4 protein-coding genes are annotated in these 3,266 nt (G+C 66.4%); 3 read left to right on the plus strand and 1 reads right to left on the minus strand.

The annotated features are described in order from the left end of the window. Positions 1 to 379: 379 nt before the first annotated feature. On the minus strand, positions 380 to 1,021 hold the full coding sequence (locus ACWDR3_RS47520) for a DNA-3-methyladenine glycosylase (RefSeq protein WP_450358912.1): 642 nt from the start codon (positions 1,019 to 1,021) through the stop codon (positions 380 to 382). 140 nt (positions 1,022 to 1,161) lie between these two features. On the opposite strand from ACWDR3_RS47520, the gene ACWDR3_RS47525 reads away from it, so the two are divergent. From ACWDR3_RS47525 to ACWDR3_RS47535, 3 genes are all read left to right on the plus strand, one after another. Next, positions 1,162 to 1,944, plus strand: a complete 783-nt coding sequence (locus ACWDR3_RS47525; protein WP_402346789.1) for a sporulation protein — start codon at positions 1,162 to 1,164, stop codon at positions 1,942 to 1,944. A 44-nt stretch (positions 1,945 to 1,988) separates the two neighbouring features. Beyond that, complete coding sequence (locus ACWDR3_RS47530; RefSeq protein ID WP_450358913.1) at positions 1,989 to 2,528, plus strand: YbhB/YbcL family Raf kinase inhibitor-like protein; 540 nt, start codon at positions 1,989 to 1,991, stop codon at positions 2,526 to 2,528. A gap of 145 nt (positions 2,529 to 2,673) precedes the next feature. Beyond that, positions 2,674 to 3,186, plus strand: coding sequence for an HNH endonuclease (locus ACWDR3_RS47535; RefSeq protein ID WP_450358914.1), 513 nt, complete (start codon positions 2,674 to 2,676; stop codon positions 3,184 to 3,186). Positions 3,187 to 3,266 lie beyond the last annotated feature (80 nt).

The following is a 3,266-nucleotide window of genomic DNA, read 5'->3' on the forward strand; positions in this document are numbered from 1 at the left end:
CGGGGTATCAACATATCTGGCGTTGACTTTTGGCACGCTGTTGAGTTCTCAAGGAACGGCCGCTTCCTTTGTACTCACCCGCAGAACATTCTCTGGGGCTTTCCTCCGGGCGCTTCCCTTCGGTCTTGCGTTTCCGACTCTATCAGACCCTTTCGGCGTCTTTTCCCGGTCGGCGGGGCCTTTCGACATTCACTACGTTAGCCGATTCCCTCGGCAACTCATAATCGAGTTCCGCGAGTTCGAATTCAGGCATGCAGGCACGCCAAATTCGACCCCGCCAGGGGAAGTCGTAGGTAGTGGTTGGCCGCTTCCGGCTGCTGGCGATTGCCGTACCCGGTTCAAGCGGCTGGAGCTACGTTACGCACGTTCCAAGAACGAGTCAACTTGAGCGACGTCTTGGTGCATGGGCCCGATACGGGCTCACCGTCGGGTCGTTGGCGACCCAGTAGCGCCAGGGCTGGACGGCTCCGTCGCCGGAGACTCCGGTGCGGGGACCGTTGCGTACCTGGTCGGGCGGTACCGGGGTGCCCGTCAGGATGCGGAGCGGGGTGTCGCCGGTCGCGCACGCGTCCGTGCCGTCCAGGTCGCGGGTCACGTCCAGGGCGGTGGCCAGGCGTGCGGGTCCTTTGGCCAGTTCCTTGTCATTTCGGGCCGAGAGTCGACGTTTACGGGCGAGCTCGGCGCCCTCCACGACCTCGCCGGCGCGCAGCAGGATCCCGCTCGGGTTGCCCTCGGGGCCGCAGACCAGGTTCATGCAGAACCACATGCCGTATGTGAAGTAGACGTACACGTGGCCGGGCGGACCGAACATCACGTCATTGCGGGGCGTGCGACCGCGATAGGCGTGGGAGCCGGGGTCGTTCGGACCGTCGTACGCCTCGACCTCCGTCAGGCGGACGCGGATCGGGCCGTCCGGGGTCGTACGGACGAGGACGCGGCCGAGGAGGTCGGGGGCGACCTCGAGAACGGGGCGGTCGAAGAAGTGTCGGGGCAGTGGCGTAGCGTCCGGTGGCGCGATCATGGCGTCCGAGCGTAGTCCAGACCGGTCTTGGCCAAGGGGTGGTCAAGGGGTCGTCGGCTTGCCAGGGTGTGGGCGCGGAACCGGTCGGGCCCGTATCGCGTTTGTAGGGGTCAAAGGCCCACATGTACTTAGGGAGAGACATGGCGTTCAAGAAGCTGCTCGCGAGCCTGGGGGCCGGCGGAGCTTCGGTCGAGACGGTGCTGACCGAGGTCAACGTCGTGCCGGGCGGCGTCGTCCAGGGTGAGGTGCGGATCCAGGGCGGGTCCGTGAACCAGAACATCGAGGGCCTGTCCGTGGGGCTGCAGGCCAAGGTCGAGGTCGAGAGCGGCGACGAGGAGTACAAGCAGAACATCGAGTTCACCAAGGTGCGGCTCGGTGGGGCCTTCGAGCTGCAGGCCGGGGCCGTGCACGCGGTGCCGTTCGGTCTGGAGATCCCGTGGGAGACGCCGATCACGACGATCGACGGGCAGCCGCTGCGCGGGATGAACATCGGTGTGACGACCGAGCTGGCGATCGCGCGGGCCATCGACTCCGGTGACCTGGACCCGATCAGCGTGCACCCGCTGCCGGCGCAGAAGGCGATTCTGGACGCCTTCATCCAGCTGGGCTTCCGCTTCAAGAACGCGGACATGGAGCGCGGGCACATCCGGGGTACGCGGCAGTCGCTGCCGTTCTACCAGGAGATCGAGTTCTTCCCGCCGTCGCAGTACCGCGGGCTGAACCAGGTCGAGCTGAGCTTCGTGGCGGACGCGCAGGCCATGGACGTCATCCTGGAAATGGACAAGAAGCCGGGACTGTTCAGTGAGGGCAGTGACACGTTCCGGTCCTTCCAGGTCGGTCTGCACGACTTCCACGGCACCGACTGGGTCGGGTACCTCAATCAGTGGCTGTCCGAGGTCGGCAGCAAGCGCAACTGGTTCTAGGCTCGGAACTGCTGATTCCAGTAATCGATGCAGGAGGTACCGAGGTGACCGAGCTCAAGCGGCGGCCGCTCCCCCATGACTTCCACCCGCCCGTTCCGTCGTTCGGTGTGACGAGCGAGGACGTCGAGGAGGGCGGGACGCTCAAGGACGCCCAGGTCTACGCGGCCGGCAACATCTCGCCGCAACTGCGGTGGGAGGGCTTCCCGGAGGGGACCAAGAGCTTCGCCGTGACCTGCTACGACCCGGACGCCCCGACGGGCAGCGGGTTCTGGCACTGGGTCGTGTTCGACATCCCGGCCTCGGTCACCGAGCTTCCCGTGGGTGCGGGCAGCGGCAAGTTCGAGGGTCTTCCTGAGGGTGCCGTGCAGGCGCGCAACGACTACGGGAGCAAGGACTTCGGCGGTGCCGCTCCGCCGCCCGGGGACGGGCCGCACCGGTATGTGTTCACGGTGTACGCCGTGGATCAGGAGAAGCTCGGCCCGGACGCCGATGCCTCTCCCGCTTTCGTCGGTTTCAATCTGCGGTTCCACGCGATCGCGCGCGCTCAGCTGATCGGCGAGTACGAGGTTCCTGCCGAAGTCTGAGATTCACTGAACGTTTGCCCGCCTCTGGTCTTGGAAGTGATCAGAGGCGGGCATTTTTTATTGCGTTGTCCATCTCGGCGCGCCCGTCCAAAGTTGATCCAAGCCCGCCAGGGGGTGGGCCAGGTGCACGAAGGAGGTGGGCTGGATGCGGGACACGCTGGTGCTGAACGCGAGCTTCGAGCCGCTGTCCACGGTGACGTTGAACCGAGCCGTTGTCCTGGTGCTGCAGGACAAGGCCGTCGTCGAGCAGGCCCACCCCGAACTGCGCATGCGCGGAGCGGCGGTTGACATACCGGCCCCCCGGGTGATCCGGCTGTGCAGGTATGTGAGGGTCCCGTTCCGAAGACAAGCTCCGTGGTCGAGGCGGGGTGTGCTGGTCAGGGACCGGCACAAGTGCGCGTACTGCGGCAGGCGCGCGACGACCGTGGACCACGTGGTGCCGCGGTCGCAGGGCGGACAGGACACCTGGCTGAACACGGTGGCCTCGTGCGCGGAGGACAACCACCGCAAGGCGAACCGGACTCCGGAGCAGGCTCAGATGCCGCTGCTGCGGCCGCCGTTCGAGCCGACGCCCGCGGACGCGATGCTGTTGTCGCTGGGTAACGACGACTTCGCGGCGCTGCCAGACTGGCTCTCGCAGCCCGCGCCGGCTGCGTAGGCGGACGGGAGAGCGCCTACGACACCCACCGCCGCGATCTTCCCGATCGACGCCGAGACCATCAAGTACCTGAAGCTGAC

Source organism: Streptomyces sp. NPDC001002, assembly GCF_053599215.1.